Source organism: Youxingia wuxianensis, assembly GCF_014385085.1.
In the GTDB taxonomy this organism is placed as follows: domain Bacteria; phylum Bacillota; class Clostridia; order Oscillospirales; family Ruminococcaceae; genus Youxingia; species Youxingia wuxianensis.
In genome coordinates this window covers 42567-67627 of sequence record NZ_JACRTD010000004.1, presented here as the reverse complement: position 1 = coordinate 67627, position 25061 = coordinate 42567, and the positions used below count along the sequence as shown (strand labels likewise).

Here is a 25061-nt window from a genome sequence, read left to right as displayed (position 1 = left end):
GGATGAAAACGATTACCTTTGATCAGGTCGCGGCGATGAATATGCATTATCAGCGCACTTCTTTTGAAACCTTTATTAATTCTATCGATAAACTAGGAGTAAAAAACTTTGAGCTGTGGGCGGGTTCTCCCCATTTTTGCAACAGTGACAGCTGGGAAAATCCGGTTCCTAAAATGAAAAAAATGGTAGCGCAGCGAGGGATGAAAATTGTATGCGTCACCCCGGAACAATGCTTGTACCCGGTGAATATTGCGGCGGCGGACGATATTCTCCGCGCACGCAGCGTAGAATACTTTAAAAAATATGTCCAGCAGACCGCGGAACTGGAAGTGGAGCGGATGCTTCTTACCTCCGGCTGGGGCAATTTTGACGAAACGGTAGACGAGGCGTGGAAGCGCTCTGCGGACAGTATTCGGGAAATTTTAAAAACGGCGGAAAAAGAAGGAGTTGAAATCGCTTTTGAAATCCTTCTGCCGGAGGAATCCAACTTGGTGAATAATCTGGCTACTACCCAGAAAATGCTGGCGGAGCTGGATTCTCCCATGGCAAAATGCTGTATTGATACGGTACCTGTATGTAATGAAGGAAAATCTCTGGAGGAGTTTTTCCAGGTATTGGGGGATAAGATTACCCATATCCATCTCAACGACGGTACTCCTACGGGACATATGACCTGGGGCGACGGGGAACAGCCCTTGGAAGAACATCTCAAAGCTCTGTCCAAACATGGATACAAAGGCTATATGACCTTAGAGCTGGGAGACGAGGCATACTATCCCCATCCGGAAGAAGATCTGCTTCGGGGACTTAATACCCTTAAAAAATACTTGCCTTACACAGCAAAATAAAGGGTACACTCCACCCAACTCCCCCTGAAAAACCCGGAGAAAGTTTTTCTTTGAAAACTTTCTCCGGGTTTTCGCCGTTTTGAGGGAGAAGGACTGGAATAGGGAGGGGGGATATGGTATAATGAAAACTAATGTTTATTATACTGAAATGACATTCTGGGGAGGATGAACTGCGTGCAAAAATTTGAGTTTTATACACCAACAAAAATATACTTTGGAAAAGGCGCCGAAACCAGGGCGGGAGAACTGATCCGCCAGATGAATAAAAAATCCGTTATGGTTCTTTACGGCGGAGGCAGTGCTGTGAGAAACGGCGTGCTTGGCCGGGTGGAGGACTCTTTAAAGGCGGCGGGCATACGCTATATAGTAAAAGGAGGCGTACACGCCAACCCCTACCTTGCATTTGCAAAGGAAGCGCTGGAGGAGGCCCGGAAAGAGAAGGTGGATTTCCTTTTAGGGGTAGGCGGAGGAAGTGTTTTGGATACTGCCAAAGCGGTTGCCCTGGGACTTGCCAACCCGCAGGATGATATTTGGGACTACTATCTGCGTAAAAAAGTACCGACGGTCTCTACTCCGGTGGGGGCGGTGCTGACCATTCCCGCAGCGGGCAGCGAAACCAGCAACTCCAGCGTACTGACCAACCAGGATGGAAACCTGAAACGCTCCTGCAACTTGGATATCAACCGTCCTGTGTTCGCTTTAATGAATCCGGAAAACACCTATACCCTGCCTAAATACCAGATTGGCTGCGGAATTGTGGATATCATGATGCATACCACAGAGCGCTATTTTACCCAGGAAGAGGGAAATGAGCTTACCGACCAGCTGGCGGAGGCAGTGCTCCGGGTAACTATCGAAAATGGCAGCACAGCGATCCAGGACAGCCATAATTATGAGGCGATGTCGGAATTGATGTGGGCGGGCAGCCTGTCCCATAACGGCCTTACCGGCCTGGGAGTTGCGGCGACGGATTTTTCGTGCCATCAGTTGGGGCATGAACTCAGCGCCAAATACGACGTAGCCCATGGAGCGTCCCTGTCAGCGGTATGGAAGGCCTGGGCCAACTATGTATATATGACAAAGCCCTCCCGTTTCGCCCGGTATGCCAGGAAGGTATGGGGCGTGTGCGAGACGGACGATGTGAAAGCAGCCCGCATGGGGATTGAAAAGACAGTAGAATATTTTAAATCTTTGGATATGCCGGTATGCCTGCCGGAGCTTAACCTGGGAGAACTGACCGAGGAAGATTTAAGAGAATTAAGTTTCCGCTGTACCTATGAAAACACCCGCAGAATCGGTGCGTTTCAGGTGCTGGACATGGAGGATGTATACCATATTTACTGTGCGGCCAACGAAGAATGATTTGCGAGAGGAAGACTTTTCATGGACCAGTCGATACAAAAGAAATTTGACAGTATTGCGCCGATGATCTCCCATACCCCAATGGTGGAAATCTGCTACCGGTATCGAGGAGAACTTCGACGGATTTTTGCCAAGGCGGAATACTACAATCTTACCGGAAGCATCAAAGACCGGGTTGCGTTTCATGTGCTAAAAAAAGCTTACGAACAGGGAGAAATTCATCCGGGAGATACCATTGTGGAAGCCACCAGCGGAAATACGGGGATATCTTTTTCCGCTATGGGGCGATTTTTAGGGCATCCCGTGGTGATTTATATGCCCGATTGGATGAGCGCCGAGCGAAAAAACCTGATGCTGAGCTATGGGGCAGAAGTACGCCTGGTATCCCGGGAAGAAGGGGGCTTTTTAGGTTCCATTGAGATGACGGAGGAGCTGGCGAAAAAGGGCGGAGTATTTTTACCCCGCCAGTTCTCCAATGAGGATAACACCCAGACCCATTATCTTACTACCGGGGAAGAGATTGTTTCCCAGCTGGCGCGGCTGGGGCTTGTGCCGGACGGGGTGGTAGCTGGAGTAGGCACCGGCGGTACGGTTATGGGAATTACCCGCCGGCTGCGGGATGAAAACCCCAACGCCAAAGGGTTTCCTCTGGAACCGCTCAGCTCGCCTACCCTGTCCACCGGATATAAAATTGGAAGCCACCGGATACAGGGGATCTCCGATGAGTTTATTCCGGAGCTTTTGAAGTTAAAGGAACTGGATCAGGTAATCTCTGTAGACGATGGAGACGCCCTCATTATGGCTCGGATGCTTTCCCAGCAACTGGGGCTGGGGGTAGGGGTTTCCTCAGGCGCTAATTTTGTGGGCTGCGTACTAGCGCAGAATCTTCTGGGCGGGGAGAGTATAATGACTACCACCTTCGCGGATGATAATAAAAAGTATTTGTCCACCGATTACAGCGATCCGCAGAAAATGAAAGAGGAATATCTATCCAAAGATATTCAGCTGGTAAGTGCGAAAGCCTATCGGTAGTCCATTGGGAGGAAAGTTTAATGAAAATTGTTACCTGGAATGTCAACGGTCTGCGGGCGTGTATCACCAAAGGCTTTTATGAGTATGCGTCCCAAAGCGGAGCGGATATGATCTGTCTGCAGGAAACGAAAATGCAGGAGGGGCAGGCGGATATTCAGCTGCCTGGATATGAGCAGTATTGGAATAGCGCGGTGCGCAAAGGGTATTCCGGTACGGCGGTATTTACCAAGACTTCTCCTCTTGCGGTAAAGCGTCATTTTGACAGACCAGGCCATGACGATGAAGGAAGAGTACTGACCTTGGAGTACGAAAAGTTTTATTTGGTCAATGCCTATTCCCCCAATGCTAAGGAAAAACTTGCCCGGATTGATTACAGGATGGAATGGGAGGACGCTCTGCGGGAATATCTGCTGGGGCTGGACGAAAAAAAGCCGGTGATCTATTGCGGGGATTTAAACGTTGCCCATGAGGAGATCGACCTGAAAAATCCGAAAACCAATCGGGGAAACGCGGGATTTTCCGATCAGGAGAGGGCGAAAATGACCCAGCTGCTGGAAAGCGGATTTATCGATGTATTTCGGGACAAATACCCTGAAACTACCGGCAGGTACACCTGGTGGTCTTACCGTTTTAACGCCCGGGCCAACAATGCGGGATGGCGTATCGATTATTTTATCGTTTCCCGGCGGATAAAAGACGCAGTAAAGGATATCCTCCTTCGGGATGATGTGTTTGGCAGCGATCACTGCCCGGTAGAACTGGATATGGAACTTTAAATAAAACACCCTGACGAAAAATGGTTCGTGTTGTTAGGGAGTAATTGAATGTAGTATGTAACCGGAAGGCTTTGCGCCTTCCGGTTACTGCTTTTTAGACAGGCATTTGCATTGGCAACATAACCTTTTCTAAGGCAGGCATACCGTTTTGTTCGGGCAGTTAGAACACAAGGCGGATAACGATTGGGTTTCCGCAAGCGCGTGAATAATTTTCGAACTTTTCGTATACCTCAACCCTGCGGATAAATACCCGTAGCAGTTTGGGTGTCGGATTTGGCATCTCCATATAAGATTTCGCCTTATCAATAAACTCACGTATGCACATTTCCCCCATACCCATTTCACTGATGCGCTCGGTAATGGATTTTAACCCCTGTCCAAGTTCTGACGGTTTCTGCCCATATCTACCAGATATCACATCGTACCGTTGCAAAAAAAGATTTGGTATGTTCCGTCTGCTCTGCTTCGGATTTCGATGTAGAGCAAGCGGTTAATCCCAAACCCATGCACAGTAAAACAGCCAGCATACGGATTTTTTTACCTTTCAGTAGATTGCGATATTCCATATGATTTCTCCTCAACATCAGTTAGTTCCCTTTTTCCAGCATAACAGTAAAATTGCCGTCCATGCCTGAAAGAACATCCATGCCACTGTCTATATGACCGATGGAATAGAGATCATCAGAATAACGAAAATTCTTATAAAAAATACAGAGATTCCCCCAAGGTGCATAGAGACACAAATCGCCAACGGCAGGTTCATGACCGCCATTTATTCCGTCAGTACTTAAATTTTGTCCGTCCGGCAAATAAGCAATTTTCTCTGTGCCGTTAAAATCTTCAAAGGACAGTTCCAGCGGCAACATATCATTGGTTTTATATTGCATTTCAACGGTGTTTATCAACGGCTAAAAAAGCAGTATTCTCAATGGGTCTAAAGGCAAGTCGCAGAGATATTTGCGGCTTGCTTTTTGCTTTTGTGCAAGGTGCTGTTTTCGGCTCTATTTTTTTCTTAGGAAAATGAGAGGGACGGTTGTTGTAATCGTAGAACTTGCTGGAATATGGCAAAATCCGCTTTATTTCTCCCTTTTCAGATTGTAAAATAGTATTACGCCAAGCAAACAGGAGGGGGTGAAATGAACAGGAAAGTCGATACAGCCTATTTTCTGAACGACCCTCGCAAGTTTGACAGCGTAGAACAGGCAGAGAAAGAATTAAACCGACTTCGGGCTGTTTGTATTAGGCTAAAGAAGAAACAGGACGAGGACATAACCTTTCTGCTCGGCCTATCTGTCACGAGTTCACAGTGGTACGGCAAAATGGGTTATGACAAGCCAAAGAGCGAGGGCGGCAGGAAACGCTTTATCTGTTCTGAAAAGCGCATACACAACGGCGAGCGGGTAACGCCCTGCACAGACGAACCGCCGCACCTTCATATCATGGTGGAGGGCTACGGGGCAAGCAGTTGCGCCGAGCGCATTATAGAGAGCATGAGGAAAAGCCATCCAGACTGCAAATATTCCAAACAGCACTTGAAAACAGCGGAACGGATAGCGCAGACAACAGAATATATCGAGAGGCAGAGTACAATTTTGCGTCGTGTATAACGGGCAAAATTGTACGCTTCTCATTTAGGGAGCATTTTCTAAAGCCGTTGTGCTGTGGGGCTTTTGCGGAAGTCTGCAAAAGGCGGTGAAGTGTTATGTAATAACAATAGAGCGTTTACGGCTCGCAGGCTTGCGGCTGGGTAAACAGACTATTTTTAACTCGAAACAGTATAAACAGCGAAAAAAAGAAAGGGGCGAAAAAATTTGGCGCGGCCAAAAAAGCCAGAGGAGTTAAAGCGAAAACGCAGACGGGAGTATATGCGTATATACAGGCAGAAAAGAAAGGAACTGTCTTTTGATGAAGCGTTGAAAAGATGTACTGTCACGCCTTACCCCTCGGCAGAGAGGACAGTTACTACAAGCAACATGATGGAAAGAGCGAAAGGAGAATAAGGAACTATGAGTGAAAAGTTTATTGTTGAAGGCTGGAAACTTTTTAAGGGCGAACTTTTTTCCAGCAAGCAGACTACTTTGCAAAGGCTTATTGATGAAAAGCCTTATCCGTCTGCACTTGCCGCTTTACAGCAGTCAAAGAAAGACCACGGCTACACAGACGAATGGTATAGGGAGCATTTGTGGGAACTGAATAGACAGTGGCTGTCTAAGGTGCAGAGAGCGGTTATAGAAAATAATCGGTGTATTGCAGAACTCAATCAGAAGATTGTCAAAGTGAATGACACAAGATTTCGATACAACTATACGGAAAAGGAACTTGCTGATTTGCAGTTTATGCAGACGCTTATCAAAACTCGCATTTTGAACGAGGGAAAGAACGACCTTACACAGTCACTTTGTATTTTAGACGAATATATTGACACGCAGGAGGGCGCAAGGGCGATTATGTTCTTGTCTGCTGACAATGAGGTGGGCAAGTATGCAAAGGTGCGCTATGAGGTTGCGTCAAAAAACGCAAAAACAGCGGCAGAAAGGGCTTTTGACGCAGATAAGGCGGCGAAACTGGATAGTCTGCAATCTCAGTTACTGCCTTATATGCAAGCGGCTGTTATTGGCAACAAGATGTTAGAGAGAGCAGAGCAACAGGTTAGCCGCGATATGTCAGAACGAGCGGGGACTATCTATTTCCAAGATACCAGCGTATCAGTGGATAATGCTGTAAGAGCGAAAAATGAAGTGGGCGGCAGATGGGGGTATATTCCTTATGCGGTAGACCAGCAGATTACGAGAGAATGTGCAAAACAGGCAGAAAGTACGGCTGTTCCACAGCAAAGTCCACATGAGGACAGTGTAAACTCCACGCTCTCACAGCGAGAAACAAGCGAGATCGCCGTTGAGGATATTTCTGCTGTTACTACCACCGACAGCACAGAAAACAGCGAGAAACGCCACGAGAGCAGGCAGAGCAAGTCCAACTTTGCGAATGTAAGCATACTGTGAGCATAGAGAAACGGGACAGAGTAAGCATAAACCAACAGGAAACTTTTTAGGGGGTGATTTTATGGAGATTGAAAAAATTGCAGGATTGACCACAAAACAATCCATTTTTCTTATTGAGTATGCCAGGACGGATAACCTCGCTCACGCTTGCAGAGAAGCCCATATTAACCGAAATACGGGCTACAAGTATTTGCAGAACGAGGACTTCCAGGCCGCTTTGCAGGATATGAAAGAGAAAATCGTCAATGCGGCGTGGACGAAGTTATCCAGCAGTTTGGAAACGGCGGTTGAAAATGTAGTTGCGGTGCTGAACGACCCAAAAGCGACCATCAACGCCAGATTGAGGGCAACGGAGCTGATTTTTAACTACACTTCACGCTATGCAGAAAGCCGGGATATTTTAGCGAGAATGGAGCGTTTGGAGGAATGTTTCAATGCAGAGTAAAGTCCTCTTGAAAAAACTGAAACAGATGGAGCGGAAAGCCAACGGCAAAAGGCGGCAGTATGTCTTTTTCGGCAAGCCAAGCCGAGCAGAGTTGGCAAAACTGCCAGAGGGCGCAAGGGTCATTATCTTTGTCGGGGAAGATGAAATACCGGACTAAAAAAGGGCGGCTACACAGTAGGCAATACTGTATAGCCGCTCTTAACTTTAACTATTTCCATATGGAATTTCCTTACCGCTCTTGTGAAAAATTACCAATCCGCCCTGCATATAATTTATTTGACGAAAGCGTTTTAGGCAGTTATTAGAGGGCAAGGGGACATCGGTAGTATATACCATCATATTATAAAAGGTTTTCGCTATGGCAACAAGTTCTTCAACAGGTAGGTCTTTGATTATACCGTTTTCATATCCTTTTATGGGGTCATAGATAATTAACACACCATCATAAACCCCCTCATCTCTCCATGCTCTAAGTTCTTCTAAGGACGGCAGATAGACAACCGAAAGAATTAACTTAGGACATTGTCTAATTGTTTCTCCTACAATTTCACGAATTTTTGCTCCATTTGTTCCGATGATTGGAACATCGGGTGCAAGTTCAACAGGCTTATTCCATTTTCTTCTTACGGCAACACTTCTACTCATATTTACTACTCCTTTTCTTCATTTTCTAAAGGATTGAAGATAATTAACATACCGTCATATAGCGGACACCGTTGTATTGCATAGATTTCTTCTTGCGTTGGAATCCGGCCACTGCAAATATCAATATTGGGATATTTGTATATGATTTTGGCAAGGCGTTCTCTGCGCTCTATGACATTCTTCTCCTGCACCGTTTTAAGGTACTGTATCATTTCATCGTTAATCATATAGTTTGATACAGGGCAAGTACGCCATTTACAAGGTCGGTGAACTCGCCGCGGGTAATGGGCGCATTAGGGTTAAAGTTTGCAGTATCTTCAATCCAGCCGAGAGCAACGGCTGTCTTTACAGATTTCAGCGCCCAGCCGTCATAGCGTATAGATTGCAGGGCATAGTCCTGCGCCGTGACAAAGCGGGTTAAAACGGTGAGAATGTGCGCCCATGTCAAGCGGCTGTTCGGGCTAAAGTTTCCGTTGCCAACGCCTGCCACAATTCCGGCATTGGCAATCGTGGAAACATAGCGGCAGCACCAACTATCTTTAGGCACATCGGAAAAGACGCTTTCCGCTGTATCGTATTTTTCCAGTGTATCATCATCTAACAGGCGGTAGATAATGGTTGCCATCTGCCCTCTTGTTAAGTAGTCCTCCAAATGAAGAAGTCCGTCACCATATCCTTGCAACGCTACGGAGCGGGAAACATCAATCACAGCGTCACCACAGGCAAACACAGGGGCGGCGTCCTGCTCGGTCACAGGCTCTTTTTCAGTGGTAGGCTGTGCGGGGCGGCTGGGCCTGCTGGGGCGGCTCGGCGGCGTATAATTATCATCCTCGCTGGGTTCTGGTGTAGGCTCTGGTTCTGGTGTAGGCTCTGGGGTAGTAGTAGGTTCTTCTACATCTGGTTCGGGTGTAGGCTCGGGCGTGGGTGTCGGTTCTTCATCAGGCGTTGTAGGCGGCGCAAAATATTCTTTCGCTTGTTCCTCGGTTAAGCATAAAAACATAGTCGGGTCGGAATATTCAGACAGAGGCAAGGTCACTTCTTCGCCTGTGTCCGTTTTATAAAATCCTCTGTCTGCGGTATCAGCCGATATGCTCAATGTACCACGGTTATCAATATCAACTCCACCAGTGCTGATATTATCCGCAATCTCACAGCCGTTTACTGTAAGATTGCCGTTATTCAAGACTCCGCTTGTATTTTGATAAACATTTGTGTGTTCCATCGTCATAGTGCCATTGTTGAGTACGGGGCTTTCGCCATCGGGCAAAGAAACGCCGACAACAGTACAGTCACGGACGGTAACAGTGCCAATATCGGTATTCTGTATTGCAAACCCGCCGTCTGCAAAATAGCAGTTGACAACAGATGCGCTGCCACATACGCAGATAAACCATGTGAGGGCGTTTTCATTTCCAGAGAAAATACACCGCTCAATCATTGCGTTTTCTGCGTCTACACCCACGATTATCGTATTGCTGAAATCTCTGGTGTCATAAAAAGTAAAGCCAGAAATCCCGCCGTTACTGCCAAGAGAGATTAAGTCGCCAGCATATCCATCTGCACGGGCAAGCGTGATTATCTTCTCTGTGCTTACAGTTTCGTCTGAAATCATAATACAGTTGTCGATATAGATGATTGCCACATTAGGAGCGGCGGCAATCGCAGTCTTTAACTCGTCCAGCGTGGAAACGGTAACAGGGGCGGCGGGTGGCTCTTGTTGAGTGGGCGGTGCAGGGTCGGAAACAGTCAACGGGTTTTCCGCTATTTCACTGTCTGTGGCAAAAGCGGGTATGGAACAATACAGCAACATTGTTAGTCCCAACAGCAGGCTTATCACTTTTTTCATATAAACTCCTCCAACTTTTGATTTTTGGCTTTCATAGACGCAACAAGTTCACATATTAGGGCAATCTCTGCATTGGTCAGTCCGGTTAGGTCTATGGAGCGGCTGTAAGTACGACCGAGTAAATAGTCTGTACTCACACGGTACAGTTCGGCCAATCGGATTAACGCCTCATACGAAGGTTGACGCATATCAAGCTCCCAGGCTGAAACAGCGGATTTTGTGACACCCACCAACAATGCGACTTGCTCTTGCTTTAGGTGTTTTTCCTGCCGTAGCTGTTTTAATCGTGCGGACAGGTTATATATCATCTTGCTCACCTCAAGCATTATTATCATATAGCACTTCAGTTTGCAGATGGGCGATTGCAGATAACAGATTGTCAACTAAATAAAAAAGTTGGTACTCCAAAATGGAAGTACCAATCAAACTGCGTGTTGTAAATTACAAAAAACGGTAATTTGTTGTAAATAGTTAAATGCAAAAGTTATTGTAATAAAATGCACACTTTTGACTGCTGAAAAACAGCGGGTACACAGATTACAAAAATCATTCGTATTTTGTAAAGCTATGTTATATCTATAAAGTACGATAGAACAGCATTAGCAGAGCCAAAACGATACGATACAATACAAACCATAGAGCAAAAAGCAAGGATATGGAGAACCATTCAACGGTTTCCATATCCTTGTATAGTTACTGACAATCTATGCCGACCCTACCTCCGGTTTTTGTGGTGGTACTGTAAATAAAGGTCGCTCAATGGGTAGAGATCAATTATTTTCAGATTTTTCTTCGTCTTTCATCAAAAAATTTCGGTCTAAATCAGGTCAGCCTGCTCCATGAACGCTTTTAGCTGTTTCGTGCAATTGGCATAGTTTCGGGCTTGGCTCTCAGGGTTGTTCCGATTGATTTTCAGAAAATAGCTTTCAAGTGTGCTACGGTATTCGTCTATGCTTATTTTGCCAGAGAGAACGCTATATAAGTCTATGCCGAGGGCGGCGTGGCGGCGTTGAGTAGGATAAATTGCGTCGGCAAACACTTGCATGACTGTTGTTTTATTTGCCGCTGGGTGTTCAGCCAGATAATATGTTTCAAAAGCTGATTTTATTTGTCTTTTCCTGCTTATGAACTGTTCTGTGCAAGTAATTTTCCCATCATTTTTAGGGAGATTTGCAAGCGCATATTCACAACATTGTACTACAAGCTGATTAAAAGAAATATCCTCGCTCGCCGCAATTTCCTCTAACTGCTCTATTAAAGCATTTGGCATACGAATGGTTTTGCTGGATGCATCATTTTTTTGAATAATAAACATATTGAAACCACCCCCGTTTTTACAAATAGTTTAGCTTGTTTTTGTAATTATATATACATTCAAAAATAAGTTAAAAAACTACTTGCAAAATAGGAGCGTCCGTGTTATATAATATTACACAGCAATTTTGTAAAGGGGGGATATAAAATGATTTTCGGTTATGCTCGGGTAAGCACAGAAGAACAGAGCCTTAATAGACAGATTGACGCTCTGAACAGTTATGGAGTAGATGAACTGCTGACAGAAAAAATGACCGGCACAAAGCGCAACCGCCCCGAATTGAATAGGCTGTTAGACAAGTTGCGGAAAGATGATACAGTCGTAATTGAGAGTCTTTCCAGGCTGGGGCGTTCTACCAAAGACCTGCTTGCGCTTATTGAACATTTTGAGAAGCAGGGCGTTGTCTTAATCAGTTTGAAAGAGAATATCGACATCAGCACTCCTACTGGAAAATTGCTCCTTACTGTTTTATCCGCTCTTTGCCAGTTCGAGCGAGATTTAACGGTACAGCGAACAAATGAGGGTTTGAAAGCGGCGAGGGCAAGAGGGCGTAAAGGCGGCAGACCGCCAAAGGACGCAAAGACGGTTGAAAAGGCTCTGAAACTTTACAGGGCGCAGACCCATAGCGTTGCTGAAATCTGTGAAATCTGCGGTTTAGCACAGGGAACGCTGTATAAGGCAATTCGCGAACAGCAGGAGCGAGAAAATCATACTTTAGAGGAGGAACAGCCCAATGAAAGAGCATGAATTCAAGTGTAGGAAATGCGGAAATGTTTGGTATGCAACGGACGAAGATATTAAAGAATACAATAGGCAAAAGGATAATATTCAGTACGCAAAACTCAAACGGGCTCCTTTGTTGCATGGAAAGAAATACCGAAACGCAACCGAAGAAATTGCTCAAATGCAATATACACAGCGCAACCCTTATCACTGTTCCAAGTGCGGTTCACGGGACATTGAGGTAGACGGAAAAGTTTATAACGAGGGAAATAACATCGGTAAGGTAAAGCCGAATATTAAATTTTGGACTGCATTAGCCATCGTATTTATGCCATACCTTGCTATTGTCCTCCTACTGTGGAAAAAACCATTTTCTCGCCGTATCAATAGGATTGGGCTTGGTTATAGTTTGGTGATGTGCCTAATTGTTATCGCCGCCGCCATTTCTTCCGGTGGTCTAAGTAATCCGAGTACCATGCAAGGAAATGTTACAGGCGAGAATATCCAAAGCGATGAAATCGTATATGATGTGACCAAATTCTCTAAAGTAACTGGCGCAGAATTGATTGGGATTTTAGGTCAGCCTGATAGCGTGGACGAAGGCACTTGTACTGGAGCTTTTGAAGTTCCTTGCGTTTATTATGATTATGATAACGCAGAGGGATTAGGCGATGTTTCGTTTGCTTTGGTCAACAACAGTGTTGTAAGGTTTACTTCATACAACACATATCCTTACACCGATAGCGATGAAATTCTGAACGCATTTGGAATATCAATGGGAGAAAACGGTTCTAAGGCCGAAGATAACGGTACTGTTTTGCGCTACCGCTGTCCTGCCGATGGAATAGATGACTTCCGAGCAGATCTGATAGAGGGCGAAACATTTGGCTCTTTACAAGTTACATATGACATGGCTTTTTACGAGGAATGGTATATACCCATGTCTATTTCGGATATGTCAGATTATCAATATGCCACTATGGAAACTGTAAAGCAGTTGCTAAAATCCCCGAAAAGCGCAGATTTTCCGAATATCACCGATGGGTGGAGTTTTGGAAAAAATCAGCATTATGTTGCAGTTCAGTCATATGTAGACGCACAAAACTCTTTCGGAGCAGAAGTGAGAAGTGAATTTACATTTATTTACTTTGCTGATACAAATACTATTGCGTATGCTGTATTTGACGGGGAAGTGATTGCAAATAACGGCTACACGGCAACTGCTGATATAGTCAACGGGCTGTATGACGCTGAAAGGCAGAAAGAAGCATTAGCAAGTGTTTCGGCTGGATAAATTTATTATATGCCGCTCTCAAAATGCGAGGGCGGCATATTTTTCCAAAAGGAGGTAGACCGATGGAACGAACATTTAAGCGGGTGAAAGTATGCGCCTACTGCCGTGTCAGCACCAAGGACAAGGAGCAGTTGACTTCTTTTGAAAATCAGATTGCCTATTTTCAGCGGGAGTTCGGGGAAAACGAAAACTATGAACTTGTCTGCCTCTATGCAGATAGAGGACGGAGCGGCACAAGCCTAAAGCGTCCAGAGTTTGACAAGATGATTTTAGACGCCGGGATTGACAAAACCCAAATGGACGGCGACTTATTCCGTATCACAGGCAAGCCGAAATTCAGCCGTATTTTGATAAAGAATACCAGCCGATTTGCCCGAAATGTCAGCGCCGATATGCTTTTGAAAACGCTCCGCAAGAATGGCGTATATGTGGACTTTGTAGATACGGGATTATCCACCGAGCGGGACGCTGATATTATGGTAGTTCAGATGTTGCAGGTATTGGACGAGAACGAGAGCAGGGACAAAAGCCGCAAGGTGCTGTTTGGCATACAAGAGGGTATCAAGCGGGGCAATATCCACGCACACGGTAATTTGTACGGCTATAAGTATTATCCAAAGCCGGAGAACAGGCTGGAGATAAGAGAGGACGAGGCAGAGGTGGTGCGGCTGGTATTCGACCTATACACCAATAAGGGTATGGGGGTACAGCGGATCAGCGAGTATTTGGCCGAGCGTGGTATCTTTACAAGGCAGGGAAAGCCATTTAGCGGCAGAAGTCTGTTGATAATGCTGCGGAATGTGACCTATACAGGGCATGGGGCAAGAAAGAGGTTTACAACGGGGACGATTTTTGAAAAGCACCCTGTACGAGAAACGGGCAGAGCCGTGATATTTGAAACGGACAAGGTGCCAGCCATTGTGGATATGGACACATTTGAAAAAGCGCAGAGAACGCTTGAGAGCAAGGTACAGCACAAGGAGCGCAGGGGCATATACACAGGTAAGACAGAGTTTGCAGGAAAATTAGTGTGCGGCTGTTGCGGCGAGCATTACTTTTCTTCTGGTAGCGACTATATCAAGTCGGCGGGCGGCAGGGTACGGACATACGCCTGCAAGAAAAAGCGCACTATGAGTAGGGATAAGGATGGAAACAGGGTCATGCTATGCAGTAATCCGAATGTGTCTGAAACAACGATAAACCGCTATCTGCAAAGCAGGGCATTCGGTAATGGTCTGCTCTTTCGGTTTTCCAGAGGTGTGGAGGAATTAGAGGGTATCCGGGCGGCGCTGGAAAGCCAGATTGACAAGCAAACCGCCGATGAAGTAAACTATATGAAAGAACAACTTGCAGAGATAGCGGCGCGGAAAGATAAGTTATTAGACTTGTATATGTCTGATATGTTTAGCAAAGCGCAGTTGGATGAACGGGTGGAGCCGCTGAAAGCAGAGGAAGAACGGCTGTTATTTGCGATAAAGCAATTATCACGCTCTAATGAGGAAGTCCAAGAGGATATAGCGGCGGTAGATGAAACCATAGCATATCTGCAAGAGCAACGGGAACTATGGCGCAAGAAGTTTAAGACGATAAGCAGAGAAGAAAAGATTGCAGGATTGGAGAGTATCACAGTCAAGCCAGATGGCACACTTGCCTTTAAGTTTAAGGGCATAGAGGAAGTGGACAGGCTGGTGGAAAAGCATAAGTATCTGAAATATCAGACACAGAATAAGGTGTCCTAATCTACTCTATCCGGTAGGGGTAGCCCGGTCTTACGGGCTGCTCACTACTGGAAGTAGGTAGAAAATATACTCTCAAATTTTTTTCGGCTTATTTTGTCGAAATATAGGGTTTTATGGTGTACTGTTTATGGGACACTCTTTTTGATATTCTGTATTCACAGGATTTAGACATCTGAAATATCGGACACGGAATAAAATATCTCAATGGAGGGGTTTAGCATGAGAAAAAAGCGTATAACAAGCAGGCCCGGTCTATTTGGTATGACCTACCACTACGAGGATGGAAAATATGTTGGCAAAAGTCGCCCTGGCTTATTTGGAGATAGAAAAATACATTATGACGCAGATGGCAACCAGGTTGGCACAAGCCGTCCCGGTTTTTTCGCGGAGGAAGTCTACCATGACGAAATAAATGACCGCTATATTTCGTCATATAAAGGGCTAACAGGTATGATACACCGCACAAATGGTCAAACGATTGGAAAAACCACCCCCGGTTTTTTCGATACTTCTTATTCATCGTTTGATGAAGATGATAGCGAGTATTTAGAAGACTTTGTTGATGATGATAGTGACGATTGCAGTAACTCCGATAATGAAGAAGAAACCACCCGCTTTGAAAGCGAGGCGCAGGCAGAAAAAACCATATCGAAAGTGCTTTTGATTTGGGGAATTGTACTACTTGGGCTAATCGGATTCGCTTTCATCATGCTGCCTAAATAATTATAGGGTATATCAGCAATCTTCCCTATTCTCGTGCGCTCTCTCGCAATTACAGCGCACAGAGCAACAAACTACACGCCAAAAAGAAAAACGCCTGTAACAGCCGCTCTCGCAGCGAGATTGTTACAGGCGTACTTTTATTTGAAATATTCTTTGCCAAATTGCCATAAGTATTGGTCAAATTCTTTTGTGGTGTACTTTTCCAGCCCGAAATGTTGGCGAAAATCAGACAGAATACGCTTGAAATAAGGATAATTTTTTAGGTCACTATTTTTGAAATCAGAAAATCCCTCTTGATTCCGATAGTATTGCAGTATCTTACCTACATAACTGTCATAGATGGGAAATGCGTCCGGGTTATGAAAGCTACAATATTTCGTTGCAAAAGAGTAATGGTCTATTTTCCCTCCATCAGTATAAATTACCCGCATAAGTTCATTAACAAGCGTTTCATCACCCGCAGAAAGCCGTTCATCAATTTTGAGAGAAAGGATGTGCTGTGCAACAGGATAAACAGAATAGATGTAGGTGTTATATACGGTATTGAGAGCGGCAACTTTCAAAATAATATCGTCGATTGAGTTGTTTTTGGGGTGGGTTTCGGTAAATAGTTTTTTTAATACGGTTTCCGGCTGAAACAAATCGGCAGTTGTATTCCATCTATGCAAATACCGTTCTACCTCTTCACATGATGGGCGAGGTATATGGAAAGTTGCAGAGGGCGAGGATGGTACAAAAGTGGCAGAGATTACGCCATTCGCACCATTAGAATGAATATATTTCCACAACTGAGTTATGGCACTTGCGTATGTCCCTATGTTGCCACCATTAGCAGAGGACTTTTCACGCAGGATAGATTTTAACAGTTCATTTGCTCTGTTTTGAAACTGCTGAATTTCCTCAATATCCAGCAGAGCTAAAAAGTCAAGATTGAAACTATTCCTATACAGATAGAAGGCATCTGATACGGTAGTTCCATATGATTTTTTCCCTTGCGCTTTAAGGTATTCGGAAAACCCTTGGCGCAATTCCGCTATTTTATTATCAGCCGTTTTTTGTGACATGCCCATACCGCCCAATGACTTTTCTTGCATTATATCATGGCGATAATGAGTTATCAACAGATAATGTCAACGCAACCCTTGCATGAGGGCGTTGGTAAGCATCGTTGAAAAGCAAAACAAATTATACAGTGTATTCGCTAAAGGAGTATCTTTCAGGGTAACCTTTACTTCCTGATCATTCACTGTCATTCGCATAGTTTTTGTTCCCGATTCAAGGAATTTCGTTTCACCCGAACCCATTTCGGAGGATGACTCTGCTTCGGTGAACCCCAGTGTATTCAACCACTCATTGATTGTGGGCTGTGCAGAGTTAATGTCCGTGCGATAAACACCGATTGGATCTAAAACTATTGTTGTTTCCGGCAACGAGGCTGTTATATCCTTTACACTGCCCGCAATCCCTCCTGTCCCATGTGCACAGAATGGGATTACGGTTTTTTCCGACAAATCATATTCTTCGATGAAGGAGAATATCGCCATCGGTGCTGTGTACCACCAATTCGGAAAACCAAGGAAAATCACATCATAATTCTCTATATTCTCTACACGCCCCACAAGCTGGGGACGAACGTTTTCAGCTTTTTCATCTGCCGCCCGATCGAGACACTCATCATAATCACTTGGATAAGGTTCCGTTATTATAATAGGAAACATATCTCCTCCGGTTCGCTCCTGAATCCAAGTTGCTATCTGAGACACATTTCCTGGCTTTACTACACTCGCTGAGCTTATTACATCTACATATTCACCGTGATCTCCAACGGATTGGAAATGCTCCAATGCACTTTTTACCGCAGCATCTTCATCTGTAACCACGGTGTTATCCGCCCATGAAAAATATGCGATTAAAATATTGCTATCACTGGTAATAATTTTTTCTCCTATAGGTGTGGTGGTCGTTGGTCTATTATTTTTTTTGCTGCTGCAGGCGACCAATCCTAATACAAGGCAACAGCAGATGAACAGTGCTATGATTCTTTTCATATTATCGCCCTTTTTTTAGGATTTGTTTTCTGCCGGGCACACCTGATTGATACAGGTAATCGCGTTCAAAGTTCTTGGAAAGCCAATGAACGGCAGGCATTGGGTAATTGCATCAATCAAAATTTCACGGGTATTTCCGACACTTATATTTGCGCCGGCATGAGCTTTTGCTTGCGGTTCACATCCACCGAGCGAACAGATGGCGCAAAAGGTAATCAGTTCCCGCATTTTAAGATCCAACACACCTCTGGTATAAAAGTCTCCAAAGCAATAAGCGGATAGGTAATCCTGAATATGCTTAAGCTCCGCCGGTGCTGCATCACGCATCATATTGATGTTTTCAGCACCGAAGATTTTCTGTTGCACAGAAAGTCCTTTTTCAAACCGTGTTTCTTCCGTGACCGATGCTTGTTTCGGGAGCGTATAAGAAATATTCGCTTCTCGAAACGCTTTGTTTACTTCGGTCAAAGCCTGTTGTACTTTTTCAATTCCGATATAAGGGGTGCACTGATACAGGGTTTCCTTGATTTCTTCCGGGTTTGCTCCCATATCCAGTGCAGATAGCGTGTACCGGGAGAGAGGGGACACCGTCTGACTGGCCGCAAGCGCTGTTAATGTAATCAACGCCTTTTGCACATCGGTCAGTACACCACGGTCAATCACATCTCCGTAAAGAAATCCTTCCACTATCTCCCGAAATTCAGAGTCAGTATCATTCGTAATAAGGTCTTTTCCACGAAAAAAATCTTTTTTGATGTTTGAAGCTGTTTCTGTTCGGTTCATAAAGACACCTCCAATTTACACACCAGGCTTTACGAACATAACCTTATCCGCATTACATACTCTGCTTCAAAATATCCACGATTTTATTTTGACTGAGGACTTTATATCCGACATCCATAGGGAAGGAGCCTTTTACAATGCCGCCCATATGATGTTGCTCCGGACTTCATAATCGGCGGGGTTTTAAACCGCGCTGTTTTCCTTTGCCAGCCTGCAGCCCTCGTATTCTCGTAGATACCGTTTTTTAATGGAGCCGCCGCCATAGGTCAGCATGATATTTTTGCCGTACTTCGGCAGCTCCTCGTCCAGATAGTCCGGCGAATCCTCTCCAAAATAGAGTTTGGTGGGATTGCAGTAGTTAAAATTTCCTAACATGATCTTGTTTCTTATTTCAAATGCTTATACTCGTCATCAGACACCGGCTCGCACCATTGGTTACTGTTGTTATCACCGGGGACTTCAACGGCGATATGACTGAACCAGCTATCTGCTTTTGCTCCATGCCAGTGCTTTACTTCCGGGGGAATAGTGATGACACTGCCGGGAATCAGACTGACCGCTTCTTTTCCTTCCTCCTGATACCATCCCTCACCTGCTGTGCAGATCAGAATTTGTCCGCCGCCTTTATCTGCATGATGAATATGCCAGTTGTTGCGGCATCCAGGTTCAAAGGTCACATTCGCTAAAAACATCGGACTTTCCTTCGGATTAGTCAAGGGGTTCAGAAAAGAATTTCCGATAAAATATTGTGTATATTCGGTGTTTTTCTGTCCGAATCCAAAAGTATTCTGTTTTTCAAACTCAGCTTTATCATTGATTTTCATTTTCCAAACGTCCTTTCCATTTTTTCATTCTTGATTTCTGCATATCACAGCCCCAATTTCTCTGCCCAAGCCTTTAAGTCCTGCTTTGATACAGAACTGTCTAATTTTCTGCCCGGCATCAGAACCGCTCCCGGACAGCTCGGCTCAAGTTCGGCATTGGTTTTTCCTATACCGCTGCCGCCGGAGGTTGCAAAGGGAATGATTTTCTTGTCCGTAAAATCATAGCTTTCCAAGAAAGTATTGATTATCTTCGGCGCAACATACCACCAAATAGGGAAACCGACAAAGACTACCTTGTACTGCTCCATATTTGGAAACCTGTCTTTTATCGCCGGGCGGCAGGACGGATCGTTCATTTCAACAGAGCTTCTGCTGTTCTTATCTGTCCAATTTAAGTCAGCGGATGTATAGGCCTGTTCCGGTTTAATTTCAAAAATATCGGCATCTACTGCCTGGGCAAGCTTTTGTGCTGTTTTTGCGGTTACGCCGCTTGCAGAAAAGAATGCTACTAAAATTTTTTTATCCATAAAATGGTCTCCTTTGCATTGCTCCTATATGAGCTTAAATAAATTATCATTTATCTGTTACTATTCGGTAATGTCGTTTGCCTCCAGCCATTTTGCTATATCCTCCGACAAACTGCCGCCACCGGAATAATGAATGCTCAGTGCTTCTCCCATTGCCGCATCAGGTGCAAGCTTTGCAATCGCTGTCAGGCTTTGGCCGAAACGTCCGCCTCCGTGAGAGCAGAATGGAATAATGGTTTTGCTGGAGAAGTCATATTCCTCAAGGAAAGAAGCAATCGGCATAGGAATGGACGCCCACCAGTTGGGATACCCAATCATAATCGTATCGTACTGCTCCATATTGTCTATATGGGATGCAAGCTCAGGGCGCGCCTGCTCATTTTGGTCTCGCTGCGCTTCATCTAATACAGTGTTGTAATCGCTGGAATACGGATTTACCATTGTAATTTCAAATAGGTCTGCACCCGTCTGACTTTGAATTTCCTCAGCGATTCCTTTCGTATTTCCGCCCCATGAAAAGAAAGCAATCAGAACTTTTCCGCCGTTTGCCGCTGTGCTTTCTGTACCGGCACTGATGATACTGCCCGAACCGCTGACAGCATTTCTGACAAGTCTTATGCCGATGTTAAAGCTGCCTTTATTCTCAGCAAGCGTTGCACGATAGGCACTGCGCATATTTTTAGCAAAATCGTTCCAGCCGCCTCCTCGATACACACGCAGCGTTCCGGTTTCAGCACCGGCAGGATCTGTCACTGCAGCTGTTCCATAATCGCCGTAGCAATCCCAAACCCATTCACCGACATTGCCGTGCATATTGTAGAGCCCCCATTTATTAGGAGAAAAGCTGCTGACTGAAACGGTTGTTTCACGGTATTCGCCCGGCTTTGTATCCAGATTTCCCTGCGAAAAATAGTTGTCCTCGATTTCATACGGATAATGTCCGTAATAATTACTCTCGTCGGCACTGATGGAAGTTTCTGTATTGAATGGCGTTGCGGTTCCGGCCCGGCAGGCATATTCCCATTCCGCCTCAGTAGGCAGTCGATAGCCGTCGGCACTTCGATCCCATGTGATGTTGCTGCCATCGATGGTATAAACCGGCGTCAGCCCTTCTTTTTCGCTTCTGGCGTTGCAGTAACGAATAGCGTCAAGCCATGAAATATTTTCAACCGGCAAATTATCACCGCGGAAATTAGAGGGATTTTCGCCTGTGATTTCCCGATACTGTGCCTGTGTTAGTTCATAGGCGCTCATATAAAAATCCCCGACAGTAACCTCGTGCTGCGTTTCGTCGTTACTTCTCCACGCTTCTGTATCCGGACTGCCCATTTGGAATGTTCCGCCCTTAATCAGAACAAAGTCCTTCGGGACAGAAACGGTATTTGTTGTATCTGTGCTGCTTTCCAAACCATTACTGCTTTCCGAACTATTGATTTCGGTATTTGTATTACAGGCACTCATCATAAAAAGCATTATCATCGCCATCAGAAGGACATTAATTTTCTTCATGGCGGTTCTCCTTTCTCTTTACTATCAAAAGGTTCAGTTTTCCCATTCCTCTGGCAAAATAATGACCTATGAAAATCCAAAAGCCCATCATTGCTGCATATTCTGCAAACACAGACATGACGCTCTGTTCAAAATCGAAGAACACAAATTGATTCTTCAGGAACATATAGGACGGGATATCTGCGCTGATAAAACAGAATAGTCCATATCCTGCAATCGCCAGGGCGAGTAATCGCAAAACCCATACAGCTATCTGCGGTTTTTTCTTTTTTAATTTGCAGACCATTCCCAAAATCATTCCCCAGTGAAAACCGGCGTGAAGACTCATCAGTACAAATCCCCAATAGGAAGCGGCAAGATGCATGGTTCTTGCCGTTGCCATCGGGCCTCCCTGAACAAAGGAAAACACATGACGGGACAACACAATTCCGCTGAACCCAAGACATAGCATTGTTGTAAGAACACCCAGGTTGACAATCGTCTGCACAATCCGTAAGGGAGTATATTTTCCTTTGAATAAATGCCTATACCATTTCACATTCAGAGCATTATGCAGCAGAAAAAGTATAAGCATTCCGGCACCGAACCACTCATGAAGTTCCTGTCCGATAATTTGATACGCCATCAGACAAAGCAGCAGCCCCGTCATCAAGAAATCAACGCACATTTTTATTTTCTGCTTTTGCTTCATGAGCGGTTCGTCCTTTCCTATCTATCATTTATCCAGTCCGAGGCTGTCTACCCATTCCATAACTTCATCCTGAGAATCGCTGCCGTTCAAACGCTGACCGTCCAGCCATACGGCATTGCTCGTCAGTTTTTCCAAATTTGACGCGCTGGAGCCCATACCGCTGCCGCCAGAGGTGCAGAACGGTACGATTGTCTTTCCGGCAAAATGGTAGCTTTCCATAAAGGTGCTGACAATTCTCGGTGCTTCGCCCCACCAAATCGGATAACCGATAAACACCACGTCATACTGCTCCATATTCTCCACGGAACCGGAAATTGCCGGACGGGCATTGGGATCATTCATTTCAATCGTACTGCGGCTGTCATTATCGTTCCAATCCAAATCGGCGGATGTATAAGGCTGCTCCGGCACAATCTCATAAATATCTGCGTTTAATCCATTTGCAATATGCTCTGCCACGCCTTCAGTTGTGCCTGTTGCAGAGAAATATGCCACCAATACTTTAAGGGTTCCTTCTTCCTTATCCGGTGTGCTGCTTGAATCAGTCGGTGCAGAGGATTCGTTATCCGTCGTACCTGCCGGGGAACTGTTTTCGGCCGATTGCGGAGTCGATGACTGCCCGGTCTGCTCTGTATTTCCGGAACAGGCCGCAAGCCCTACCACCATAAGTAATGAGAGTAAAATAGCTGTTAGTTTTTTCATATCTTTCATCCTTTCTTTATTTTATCAATCATATAATCGAGTTCATCCAATGATTGTTGTTTCTCATGGATATCATCCAGCAGCTTAAACCGCTGTTTACGGAGGATTTTAATTTGCTCCTCTTTGTTGCCCGCCTTATTTTCCAGCAGACTCAAATATTTTTTCAGTGCGTCTATATTCAGTCCTGCCTTCAACAAAGAATGAATAAGTCCTGTTCTGCGAAGGTCGGATTCTGTATAGTCCGGTACTCCATCGGGGAGTATCTGATGTTCCAAAAGACCGTTTTCTTCGTAAAAATTAAGTTTTTCTATACTGATATGAAATCTGCGGCTGGCTTCATTCAGAGTCATCTATATCTTCCTTCTCGTATAAAAAAAGTAAGTGCCGCCAGAGAAAGATTTCTCTTGACTGCACTTACATTATAAGTAAACTACAGAACCATATCAAATACTTAGTTTTTATGCCTTAGCCATACCTAAAAGGCATTGTATCTGTTCAATAAATTTTGTCGTTGCAGGACTGAACGGCTGCCCACGCTTCCATGCCAGCACACTGGTTGCTGACAGTTCCGGGGATAACGGTCTGCACACAATTTTAGACTTATCACAAAACGGCATAGCACCTTCGACTATCAAAGAATAAGCTAACCCCTGATTTACCATAATAGAGGCGTTGGTACTTAAATTACTGGTGAACAGCACATTAAGATTCTCAAAATAATTCCCGAACCAGCTTGCAAGCTCACTCTGTATTTTCAGTCGGCGGGGAAGAATTAAGGGAACCTCTGACAAGTCTTTTGCGGTAACGGATTCTTTGTGTGCCATCGGATCATCCGGACGCATGACGACTACCCATTTTTCTTTCATCTGCAGCCGTACAAAATCGTATTTTTCAATATCAATCGGCTCTAGCAGCAGTCCAATATCTATAAGTCCCTTGTCCATCTGCTCCTTTACAACGTCTGCAGTGGCTGTGAAAATATCAAAAGTGACTCTGGGGTATTTATTATGAAAGGATTTGAATAGCTCAGGAAGCAGTTGAACAGAGGCAATCTCACCGCAGCCGATTGTGATTTTACCCTCAATCTGCTCTTCCTGTTCCATGAGTTCCTTTTCTGTTTTATCCACAAGCTGCAAGATTTCCTCGGCACGGCGGCGCAGTAAAATGCCTTCGTTTGTCAGTGCGATTTTTCGCGTACCGCGGTTAAACAGTTTTACCCCTACTTCCTCTTCCATTTGCGACAATTGTCTGCTTAAAGTCGGCTGTGTAATATGAAGCACCTCAGCGGCTTTTGTAATGCTTTCTTCCCGCACTACGGTCAGAAAATAACGAAGAACTCGGATTTCCATATACAGCCTCCTTTTATCTACAATATGCTTTATAAGCATATTGTATCGTATTTATGCTGGATAGGCAATATCTTATAGGGGACTTCGTTTCTCTGTTAGGGGTTTGCGGAACATCGCTCGGCTTAATAGTGTTGGAATATTTCATCTTTGTATAAATTAAAATGCGGCAAAACGTAAAAAGTCTCACTGCATTTTTCTGATCAAGACAGCTTTTCCGGTTTATAAAAACAACCTCCATTTTTATGAGTGGCTGCTTTGCTATCCTATTCGATATTTCTCCGTTAAGAACATCCTGTTAATTTCGTCAGGGTGTTTTTCTTGACAGGGGAGCAAAGCTGATGTATAATGCGATTAGTAATTTAGTAAATTACTAATTTAGTAAATACGAGGCGATTTTATGAAAATTCCAACCACCCTAAAACATAAACCGGTGATCGTATCGGAAAATTATGAAAATGTAGACGGCCGCAGCGCGTATCACAGCGACGCGAAGGGGCTGTCTTTGGGGCTCGCCCAGTGGAACGACCGGGGAAAGGTGGATATCTCCGCCAAGGTTTGGAGATACACTGGGGAGAAGTGGTCGCGCCAGTCGGAGGAGCTTCCACTGCACCGGGCAATTGACCTGGCGATTTTAATCTGTCGGGCAAAGCTGTATTTCCGCGAGGCTTACCGGTATGAAAAATTTTACGATCCCCAACATGCGGACATCGACCGGATCGGGCTGCAGGGGGATGCGATGGATGTGTCCGTATGTACGGATAATCCCATGATTGATGAGGATATTAAGCTTTTTTCCCAGGCGCTCAGCGATGATGACGAGCTTCTGGGGGAACGCCTTGCGGTACTCTCCCGGATTTTAAAGGAAATGGGGTATTGAG

The 25061-nt window shown here is 45.0% G+C and carries 29 protein-coding genes and 1 pseudogene; 13 read left to right on the top strand and 17 right to left on the bottom strand.

Annotation, left to right across the window (positions count from 1 at the left end; all coding sequences use genetic code 11):
* The first annotated feature begins 2 nt into the window (after positions 1-2).
* From H8705_RS06390 to H8705_RS06375, 4 genes are all read left to right on the top strand, one after another.
* On the top strand, positions 3-848 hold the full coding sequence (locus H8705_RS06390; protein ID WP_262395001.1) for a sugar phosphate isomerase/epimerase family protein: 846 nt from the start codon (positions 3-5) through the stop codon (positions 846-848).
* A 165-nt stretch (positions 849-1013) separates the two neighbouring features.
* On the top strand, positions 1014-2210 hold the full coding sequence (locus H8705_RS06385; RefSeq protein WP_262395000.1) for an iron-containing alcohol dehydrogenase: 1197 nt from the start codon (positions 1014-1016) through the stop codon (positions 2208-2210).
* Between the two features lie 21 nt (positions 2211-2231).
* Entirely contained in the window at positions 2232-3242 is a 1011-nt protein-coding gene (locus H8705_RS06380; protein WP_262394999.1) for a PLP-dependent cysteine synthase family protein, read from the top strand.
* A 20-nt stretch (positions 3243-3262) separates the two neighbouring features.
* Complete coding sequence (locus tag H8705_RS06375; protein WP_262394998.1) at positions 3263-4018, top strand: exodeoxyribonuclease III; 756 nt, start codon at positions 3263-3265, stop codon at positions 4016-4018.
* A gap of 160 nt (positions 4019-4178) precedes the next feature.
* Here the strand turns inward: H8705_RS06375 and H8705_RS13690 are convergent, their stop codons facing one another.
* A complete protein-coding gene (locus H8705_RS13690) occupies positions 4179-4343 on the bottom strand; it encodes a DUF4368 domain-containing protein (protein ID WP_392392077.1) in 165 nt (54 codons plus the stop codon).
* Between the two features lie 262 nt (positions 4344-4605).
* Complete coding sequence (locus tag H8705_RS06370) at positions 4606-4905, bottom strand: cyclophilin-like fold protein (protein WP_262394997.1); 300 nt, start codon at positions 4903-4905, stop codon at positions 4606-4608.
* 249 nt (positions 4906-5154) lie between these two features.
* Here H8705_RS06370 and H8705_RS06365 point away from each other — a divergent pair, with 249 nt between their 5' ends.
* The 4 genes from H8705_RS06365 (at position 5155) to H8705_RS06350 (ending at position 7622) form a co-directional block, all read left to right on the top strand.
* Entirely contained in the window at positions 5155-5625 is a 471-nt protein-coding gene (locus H8705_RS06365) for a hypothetical protein (RefSeq protein WP_262394996.1), read from the top strand.
* Positions 5626-6024: 399 nt separating this feature from the next.
* Complete coding sequence (locus H8705_RS06360; protein WP_262394995.1) at positions 6025-7020, top strand: hypothetical protein; 996 nt, start codon at positions 6025-6027, stop codon at positions 7018-7020.
* Positions 7021-7081: 61 nt separating this feature from the next.
* On the top strand, positions 7082-7465 hold the full coding sequence (locus H8705_RS06355) for a hypothetical protein (protein ID WP_087393651.1): 384 nt from the start codon (positions 7082-7084) through the stop codon (positions 7463-7465).
* Entirely contained in the window at positions 7455-7622 is a 168-nt protein-coding gene (locus H8705_RS06350; protein ID WP_262394994.1) for a hypothetical protein, read from the top strand. The genes H8705_RS06355 and H8705_RS06350 overlap by 11 nt, the downstream gene beginning before the upstream one ends.
* A 47-nt stretch (positions 7623-7669) precedes the next feature.
* Here the strand turns inward: H8705_RS06350 and H8705_RS06345 are convergent, their stop codons facing one another.
* The 4 genes from H8705_RS06345 to H8705_RS06330 all read right to left on the bottom strand — a co-directional run bounded on the left by H8705_RS06345 (position 7670) and on the right by H8705_RS06330 (position 11271).
* On the bottom strand, positions 7670-8110 hold the full coding sequence (locus tag H8705_RS06345; RefSeq protein ID WP_262394993.1) for a hypothetical protein: 441 nt from the start codon (positions 8108-8110) through the stop codon (positions 7670-7672).
* A 223-nt stretch (positions 8111-8333) separates the two neighbouring features.
* Positions 8334-9956, bottom strand: a complete 1623-nt coding sequence (locus H8705_RS06340; RefSeq protein WP_262394992.1) for an S-layer homology domain-containing protein — start codon at positions 9954-9956, stop codon at positions 8334-8336.
* Positions 9953-10264, bottom strand: coding sequence for a helix-turn-helix domain-containing protein (locus H8705_RS06335; protein ID WP_262394991.1), 312 nt, complete (start codon positions 10262-10264; stop codon positions 9953-9955). Before H8705_RS06335 ends, H8705_RS06340 begins: the two co-directional genes overlap by 4 nt.
* A 509-nt stretch (positions 10265-10773) precedes the next feature.
* Positions 10774-11271, bottom strand: coding sequence for a hypothetical protein (locus H8705_RS06330; RefSeq protein ID WP_262394990.1), 498 nt, complete (start codon positions 11269-11271; stop codon positions 10774-10776).
* A gap of 147 nt (positions 11272-11418) precedes the next feature.
* Here H8705_RS06330 and H8705_RS06325 point away from each other — a divergent pair, with 147 nt between their 5' ends.
* From H8705_RS06325 to H8705_RS06310, 4 genes are all read left to right on the top strand, one after another.
* Positions 11419-12018, top strand: a complete 600-nt coding sequence (locus H8705_RS06325; RefSeq protein ID WP_262394989.1) for a recombinase family protein — start codon at positions 11419-11421, stop codon at positions 12016-12018.
* On the top strand, positions 12005-13288 hold the full coding sequence (locus tag H8705_RS06320) for a hypothetical protein (protein ID WP_262394988.1): 1284 nt from the start codon (positions 12005-12007) through the stop codon (positions 13286-13288). Before H8705_RS06325 ends, H8705_RS06320 begins: the two co-directional genes overlap by 14 nt.
* Positions 13289-13350: 62 nt before the next feature.
* Positions 13351-15027, top strand: a complete 1677-nt coding sequence (locus H8705_RS06315) for a recombinase family protein (protein ID WP_262394987.1) — start codon at positions 13351-13353, stop codon at positions 15025-15027.
* A 219-nt stretch (positions 15028-15246) separates the two neighbouring features.
* Complete coding sequence (locus tag H8705_RS06310; RefSeq protein ID WP_262394986.1) at positions 15247-15750, top strand: hypothetical protein; 504 nt, start codon at positions 15247-15249, stop codon at positions 15748-15750.
* A gap of 137 nt (positions 15751-15887) precedes the next feature.
* Here H8705_RS06310 and H8705_RS06305 read toward each other — a convergent pair whose 3' ends face one another.
* The 11 genes and pseudogenes from H8705_RS06305 to H8705_RS06255 form a co-directional block, all read right to left on the bottom strand.
* Positions 15888-16814 (bottom strand): hypothetical protein, encoded by a 927-nt coding sequence (locus tag H8705_RS06305; RefSeq protein WP_262394985.1) that lies wholly within the window; start codon positions 16812-16814, stop codon positions 15888-15890.
* Positions 16815-16880: 66 nt separating this feature from the next.
* Positions 16881-17798, bottom strand: a complete 918-nt coding sequence (locus H8705_RS06300) for a flavodoxin (protein ID WP_262394984.1) — start codon at positions 17796-17798, stop codon at positions 16881-16883.
* Positions 17799-17813: 15 nt separating this feature from the next.
* Positions 17814-18581, bottom strand: coding sequence for a carboxymuconolactone decarboxylase family protein (locus tag H8705_RS06295; protein WP_262394983.1), 768 nt, complete (start codon positions 18579-18581; stop codon positions 17814-17816).
* 240 nt (positions 18582-18821) lie between these two features.
* Positions 18822-18956, bottom strand: a pseudogene (locus H8705_RS06290) (iron-containing alcohol dehydrogenase); the annotation flags it as partial.
* Between the two features lie 11 nt (positions 18957-18967).
* Entirely contained in the window at positions 18968-19405 is a 438-nt protein-coding gene (locus H8705_RS06285) for a cupin domain-containing protein (RefSeq protein WP_262394982.1), read from the bottom strand.
* A 44-nt stretch (positions 19406-19449) separates the two neighbouring features.
* On the bottom strand, positions 19450-19932 hold the full coding sequence (locus tag H8705_RS06280) for a flavodoxin (RefSeq protein ID WP_262394981.1): 483 nt from the start codon (positions 19930-19932) through the stop codon (positions 19450-19452).
* Between the two features lie 60 nt (positions 19933-19992).
* Positions 19993-21441, bottom strand: a complete 1449-nt coding sequence (locus H8705_RS06275; RefSeq protein ID WP_262394980.1) for a flavodoxin — start codon at positions 21439-21441, stop codon at positions 19993-19995.
* Positions 21428-22132 carry a DUF4405 domain-containing protein gene (locus H8705_RS06270; protein WP_262394979.1) on the bottom strand — a complete coding sequence of 235 codons (705 nt, stop codon included), beginning with the start codon at positions 22130-22132 and terminating at the stop codon, positions 21428-21430. Before H8705_RS06270 ends, H8705_RS06275 begins: the two co-directional genes overlap by 14 nt.
* Before the next feature lie 24 nt (positions 22133-22156).
* Positions 22157-22834, bottom strand: coding sequence for a flavodoxin (locus H8705_RS06265; RefSeq protein ID WP_262394978.1), 678 nt, complete (start codon positions 22832-22834; stop codon positions 22157-22159).
* 5 nt (positions 22835-22839) lie between these two features.
* On the bottom strand, positions 22840-23184 hold the full coding sequence (locus H8705_RS06260) for a MerR family transcriptional regulator (RefSeq protein ID WP_262394977.1): 345 nt from the start codon (positions 23182-23184) through the stop codon (positions 22840-22842).
* Positions 23185-23292: 108 nt separating this feature from the next.
* Positions 23293-24183 carry a LysR family transcriptional regulator gene (locus tag H8705_RS06255; RefSeq protein ID WP_262394976.1) on the bottom strand — a complete coding sequence of 297 codons (891 nt, stop codon included), beginning with the start codon at positions 24181-24183 and terminating at the stop codon, positions 23293-23295.
* Positions 24184-24580: 397 nt separating this feature from the next.
* On the opposite strand from H8705_RS06255, the gene H8705_RS06250 reads away from it, so the two are divergent.
* Positions 24581-25060, top strand: a complete 480-nt coding sequence (locus H8705_RS06250; RefSeq protein WP_262394975.1) for a DUF6530 family protein — start codon at positions 24581-24583, stop codon at positions 25058-25060.
* Position 25061: the final 1 nt, after the last annotated feature.

Excerpts from the sequence above, each read along its gene's own strand:
- H8705_RS06390 (WP_262395001.1), top strand. The coding sequence starts at position 3 with ATGAAAACGATTACCTTTGATCAGGTCGCGGCGATGAATATGCATTAT.
- H8705_RS06385 (WP_262395000.1), top strand. The coding sequence starts at position 1,014 with ATGAACTGCGTGCAAAAATTTGAGTTTTATACACCAACAAAAATATAC.
- H8705_RS06380 (WP_262394999.1), top strand. The coding sequence starts at position 2,232 with ATGGACCAGTCGATACAAAAGAAATTTGACAGTATTGCGCCGATGATC.
- H8705_RS06375 (WP_262394998.1), top strand. The coding sequence starts at position 3,263 with ATGAAAATTGTTACCTGGAATGTCAACGGTCTGCGGGCGTGTATCACC.
- H8705_RS13690 (WP_392392077.1), bottom strand. The coding sequence starts at position 4,343 with ATGTGCATACGTGAGTTTATTGATAAGGCGAAATCTTATATGGAGATG.
- H8705_RS06370 (WP_262394997.1), bottom strand. The coding sequence starts at position 4,905 with ATGCAATATAAAACCAATGATATGTTGCCGCTGGAACTGTCCTTTGAA.
- H8705_RS06365 (WP_262394996.1), top strand. The coding sequence starts at position 5,155 with ATGAACAGGAAAGTCGATACAGCCTATTTTCTGAACGACCCTCGCAAG.
- H8705_RS06360 (WP_262394995.1), top strand. The coding sequence starts at position 6,025 with ATGAGTGAAAAGTTTATTGTTGAAGGCTGGAAACTTTTTAAGGGCGAA.
- H8705_RS06355 (WP_087393651.1), top strand. The coding sequence starts at position 7,082 with ATGGAGATTGAAAAAATTGCAGGATTGACCACAAAACAATCCATTTTT.
- H8705_RS06350 (WP_262394994.1), top strand. The coding sequence starts at position 7,455 with ATGCAGAGTAAAGTCCTCTTGAAAAAACTGAAACAGATGGAGCGGAAA.
- H8705_RS06345 (WP_262394993.1), bottom strand. The coding sequence starts at position 8,110 with ATGAGTAGAAGTGTTGCCGTAAGAAGAAAATGGAATAAGCCTGTTGAA.
- H8705_RS06340 (WP_262394992.1), bottom strand. The coding sequence starts at position 9,956 with ATGAAAAAAGTGATAAGCCTGCTGTTGGGACTAACAATGTTGCTGTAT.
- H8705_RS06335 (WP_262394991.1), bottom strand. The coding sequence starts at position 10,264 with ATGATATATAACCTGTCCGCACGATTAAAACAGCTACGGCAGGAAAAA.
- H8705_RS06330 (WP_262394990.1), bottom strand. The coding sequence starts at position 11,271 with ATGTTTATTATTCAAAAAAATGATGCATCCAGCAAAACCATTCGTATG.
- H8705_RS06325 (WP_262394989.1), top strand. The coding sequence starts at position 11,419 with ATGATTTTCGGTTATGCTCGGGTAAGCACAGAAGAACAGAGCCTTAAT.
- H8705_RS06320 (WP_262394988.1), top strand. The coding sequence starts at position 12,005 with ATGAAAGAGCATGAATTCAAGTGTAGGAAATGCGGAAATGTTTGGTAT.
- H8705_RS06315 (WP_262394987.1), top strand. The coding sequence starts at position 13,351 with ATGGAACGAACATTTAAGCGGGTGAAAGTATGCGCCTACTGCCGTGTC.
- H8705_RS06310 (WP_262394986.1), top strand. The coding sequence starts at position 15,247 with ATGAGAAAAAAGCGTATAACAAGCAGGCCCGGTCTATTTGGTATGACC.
- H8705_RS06305 (WP_262394985.1), bottom strand. The coding sequence starts at position 16,814 with ATGTCACAAAAAACGGCTGATAATAAAATAGCGGAATTGCGCCAAGGG.
- H8705_RS06300 (WP_262394984.1), bottom strand. The coding sequence starts at position 17,798 with ATGAAAAGAATCATAGCACTGTTCATCTGCTGTTGCCTTGTATTAGGA.
- H8705_RS06295 (WP_262394983.1), bottom strand. The coding sequence starts at position 18,581 with ATGAACCGAACAGAAACAGCTTCAAACATCAAAAAAGATTTTTTTCGT.
- H8705_RS06285 (WP_262394982.1), bottom strand. The coding sequence starts at position 19,405 with ATGAAAATCAATGATAAAGCTGAGTTTGAAAAACAGAATACTTTTGGA.
- H8705_RS06280 (WP_262394981.1), bottom strand. The coding sequence starts at position 19,932 with ATGGATAAAAAAATTTTAGTAGCATTCTTTTCTGCAAGCGGCGTAACC.
- H8705_RS06275 (WP_262394980.1), bottom strand. The coding sequence starts at position 21,441 with ATGAAGAAAATTAATGTCCTTCTGATGGCGATGATAATGCTTTTTATG.
- H8705_RS06270 (WP_262394979.1), bottom strand. The coding sequence starts at position 22,132 with ATGAAGCAAAAGCAGAAAATAAAAATGTGCGTTGATTTCTTGATGACG.
- H8705_RS06265 (WP_262394978.1), bottom strand. The coding sequence starts at position 22,834 with ATGAAAAAACTAACAGCTATTTTACTCTCATTACTTATGGTGGTAGGG.
- H8705_RS06260 (WP_262394977.1), bottom strand. The coding sequence starts at position 23,184 with ATGACTCTGAATGAAGCCAGCCGCAGATTTCATATCAGTATAGAAAAA.
- H8705_RS06255 (WP_262394976.1), bottom strand. The coding sequence starts at position 24,183 with ATGGAAATCCGAGTTCTTCGTTATTTTCTGACCGTAGTGCGGGAAGAA.
- H8705_RS06250 (WP_262394975.1), top strand. The coding sequence starts at position 24,581 with ATGAAAATTCCAACCACCCTAAAACATAAACCGGTGATCGTATCGGAA.